Below are 3,661 nucleotides of genomic sequence, written 5' to 3' on the forward strand. Positions count from 1 at the left end.
GCCGAGGACATGGGCGTCGCCGATACCTTCATCCAGACGCCGGTGGGAGTGTTCTTCGGGGAAGAACCCGGCAAGACCGTCCCGGATCCGTACTTCGGCGGTGCAGGCCCCGAGCGCACCGGATGTATCGAATGCGGCGAGTGCATGACCGGTTGCCGCCACGGAGCCAAGAACACCCTGCTGAAGAACTACCTCGGCCTGGCCGAGCGCGCAGGAGCCGAGATCGTGCCGATGACGACCGTCACCGGTCTCGTTCCCCGATCCGACGGCACCTGGGACGTCGACACCGAACGAACCGGCGCTCGGCTGCGCAAGGGGCGCAAGACCTACAGTGCGGCCAACGTGGTTCTCGCCGCAGGCACCTGGGGTACGCAGAACCTGCTGCACAAGATGAAGGACACGGGCGCGCTGCCCCGTCTGTCCGACACACTCGGGGAACTGACGCGCACCAACTCCGAGTCGATCGTCGGGGCCGCGAAGTTGGCGGTCGATCCGAACATGGACCTCACTCGCGGAGTCGCGATCACGTCCTCGTTCCACCCCAGCCCCAACACCCACATCGAACCGTGCCGATACGGCAAGGGCTCGAACGCGATGGGCATGCTGCAGACACTGATGACCGACGGCGGCGGAAAGATTCCCCGGTGGCTCAAGTTCGTGTTCGCGCTGATCGCGCACCCGATTCAGTTCCTGCGCGTGGTCAACGTTCGGCACTGGAGCGAGCGCACCATCATCGCGCTGGTGATGCAGAACCTCGACAACTCGATCACCACGTTCACCAAGCGTGGTCCCTTCGGCCGCAAGATCTCGAGCAAGCAGGGGCACGGTGAGCCCAACCCGACGTGGATCCCCGAGGGCAACGACGCCACCCGACGCATCGCGAAGAAGATCGGTGGTGTTGCAGGCGGTACGTGGGGAGAGTTGTTCAACATTCCGCTCACGGCCCACTTCCTCGGTGGATGTGCGATCGCCTCGGATTCCGAGCACGGCGTCATCGATCCGTACCACCGCGTCCACGGCTACCCGACGCTCAGCGTGGTCGACGGGGCTGCCGTGTCGGCCAACCTCGGAGTGAACCCGTCGCTGACGATCAGCGCGCAGGCCGAGCGTTCCGCCGCGCTGTGGCCGAACAAGGGCGAGCTGGATCTCCGTCCGGCACAGGGGCTGCCGTACCAGCGTCTCGACCCGATCGCCCCGAACTCTCCGGTCGTCCCGGTGGATGCTCCGGGTGGTCTGCGACTGCCGATCGTCGAGATCCGGTCCGGCTCCTCGGCGATGCCCGTCGAGCGTTCGGGTGTTGCGTGAGCGCTACACCTGGCCCACTAGACTGACCCGGTGACCGACTCCTCTGCACACGATCCCGCACACGCACGCCCGGTTCTCGTCGTCGATTTCGGCGCCCAGTACGCGCAGTTGATCGCCCGCCGTGTGCGCGAGGCCAATGTGTACTCCGAGGTGATCTCGCATACCGCGACCGCCGAGGAGATCGCGGCGAAGGACCCTGTCGCGCTTGTGCTTTCCGGCGGACCCTCCAGCGTCTACGCCGAGGGTGCGCCCGAGCTCGATTCCGCGCTCCTCGACCTCGGCATCCCCGTGTTCGGCATCTGCTACGGATTCCAGGCCATGGCCCAGGCCCTCGGCGGAACCGTCGAACACACCGGAACGCGGGAGTACGGGCGCACCCAACTCAGCGTGGACGGCGGTCGTCTGCACGACGGTCTGCCCGCCACGCAGCCGGTCTGGATGAGTCACGGTGACGCCGTCACCGCGGCCCCGGAGGCTTCACCGTCACCGCAACCAGCGCGGGCGCGCCGGTCGCTGCCTTCGAGAACGAGGGCAAGCGCATGGCGGGCGTGCAGTATCACCCTGAGGTTCTGCACTCCCCGCACGGGCAGCAGGTGCTCAGCCGGTTCCTGCACGAGACGGCGGGTATCGCCCCGGACTGGACTGCAGCCAACATCGCCGACGCACTGGTCGACGCAGTGCAGGAGCAGGTGGGCCCAACGGGCAAGGCCATCTGTGGCCTCTCGGGCGGCGTCGACTCCGCGGTTGCGGCGGCACTGGTGCAGCGGGCGATCGGTGACCGGCTGACCTGTGTCTTCGTCGACCACGGACTGCTGCGCGCCGGCGAGCGTGAGCAGGTGCAGCAGGATTTCGTCGCCGCGACGGGTGCAAAGTTGGTCACCGTCGATGCGGTCGATACCTTCCTCGGCGCGCTCGAGGGCGTCTCCGACCCGGAGGAGAAGCGCAAGATCATCGGCCGCGAGTTCATCCGGAGCTTCGAAGGCGCTGTGGCCGAGGTGCTGGGCGAGAACGCCGAGCACGGCGATGCGGTCGAGTTCCTGGTGCAGGGCACGTTGTACCCGGACGTCGTCGAGTCCGGTGGCGGGTCCGGTACCGCGAACATCAAGAGTCACCACAACGTCGGCGGGCTGCCGGACGATTTGCAGTTCGCCCTGGTCGAGCCGCTTCGTGCACTGTTCAAGGACGAGGTGCGTGCGGTCGGGCGAGAATTGGGATTGCCCGAGGACATCGTCGGCAGGCAGCCGTTCCCCGGACCCGGTCTGGCGATTCGCATCGTCGGTGAGATCACCCGCGACCGTCTGAACACGCTCCGTCATGCCGATTCGATTGTCCGCGAAGAACTTACGGTAGCGGGCTTGGATCAGCAGATCTGGCAGTGCCCGGTGGTGCTCTTGGCCGACGTGCGCAGTGTCGGAGTGCAGGGCGACGGCCGTACCTACGGCCATCCGATCGTGCTGCGTCCGGTCTCGAGCGAGGACGCGATGACTGCGGACTGGACTCGTTTGCCGTACGACGTGCTGGAAACGATTTCGACTCGGGTGACCAACGAGGTTCCGGAGGTCAACCGAGTCGTTCTCGACGTCACGAGCAAGCCGCCGGGCACCATCGAGTGGGAGTAGCGGACTCAGCTCTTTCTGCTGGGGCCCAGTAGTAGCGCGAAGCCGACTACCACCGCGGCGACGACGAACACCCAGCGGAACTGAACGTCGCCGAGTGCCGCGATTGCTCCCTGGCCGATGAGGGCTGCGACCGAGACGACCATGGCGGCCAGCCCGGCGAGGAGCAGCAGCGCCGAGGGGCCGCGTCGGCTCGACGTGCGATCCTCGGTGGCGGAGTCGTCGTAGTCGCGGCCGACACGGTCGGTCTTGTTCTTCTTCACTGGTTCCCCACTTTCAGTTCGCCGAGTGCCAGATCCCCCACGATCGTCAGTACCGGATCGTCGCTGCTCGTTCCCGGACCGAACCTCGAGTCGGTAGGGCACGAACCCAACGCCGCCTCGCACTGCACGATCACGTTCATCGAATCGGGCACGGTCACCGATGCACTGCCCAGCGCCACATCGATCTCTACGGTCCGGTCCTCGGTGAGGTCGAGGCCCGTGAGGTCGAGGTCCAGCTCACCCATACCGACGTCGTAGGTGGCGTCGAGATCGGCAACGGTGATCGGTGCGATGCGCTGCGTTCCCGACGCACTGTTGCCCACGTCCATCGGACCGACCGCTGACGCCAGGACGACGAAGCCGGCCAGGGGTGCCGCGACCACCAGCAATCCGTAGCCCTTGCGCAGGAATGCGCCGAGCAGGAGTCCCACCGAGATGACCGCGAGCGCGACGGCTCCGACGCGGCCCGCCCGAGGA

At 66.7% G+C, this 3,661-nt stretch carries 2 protein-coding genes and 2 pseudogenes; 2 read left to right on the plus strand and 2 right to left on the minus strand.

What is annotated here, in order from left to right; translation table 11 throughout:
- Positions 1 to 1,305, plus strand: a 1,305-nt coding sequence (locus RHBS_RS25570) for a GMC family oxidoreductase (RefSeq protein ID WP_145977608.1), incomplete at its 5' end; no start/stop codon positions are given.
- Between the two features lie 30 nt (positions 1,306 to 1,335).
- Positions 1,336 to 2,924, plus strand: a pseudogene (gene guaA, locus RHBS_RS25575) (glutamine-hydrolyzing GMP synthase).
- 5 nt (positions 2,925 to 2,929) lie between these two features.
- On the opposite strand, the gene RHBS_RS25580 reads toward guaA, so the two are convergent.
- Together RHBS_RS25580 and RHBS_RS25585 are read right to left on the minus strand one after the other, a co-directional pair.
- Entirely contained in the window at positions 2,930 to 3,184 is a 255-nt protein-coding gene (locus tag RHBS_RS25580; protein WP_121870404.1) for a hypothetical protein, read from the minus strand.
- Positions 3,181 to 3,661: pseudogene (locus RHBS_RS25585) on the minus strand (PspC family transcriptional regulator); the annotation flags it as partial. The gene RHBS_RS25580 and the pseudogene RHBS_RS25585, both read right to left, overlap by 4 nt.

This window comes from Rhodococcus sp. BS-15, from assembly GCF_000813105.1.
Classification (GTDB): Bacteria; Actinomycetota; Actinomycetes; order Mycobacteriales; family Mycobacteriaceae; genus Rhodococcoides.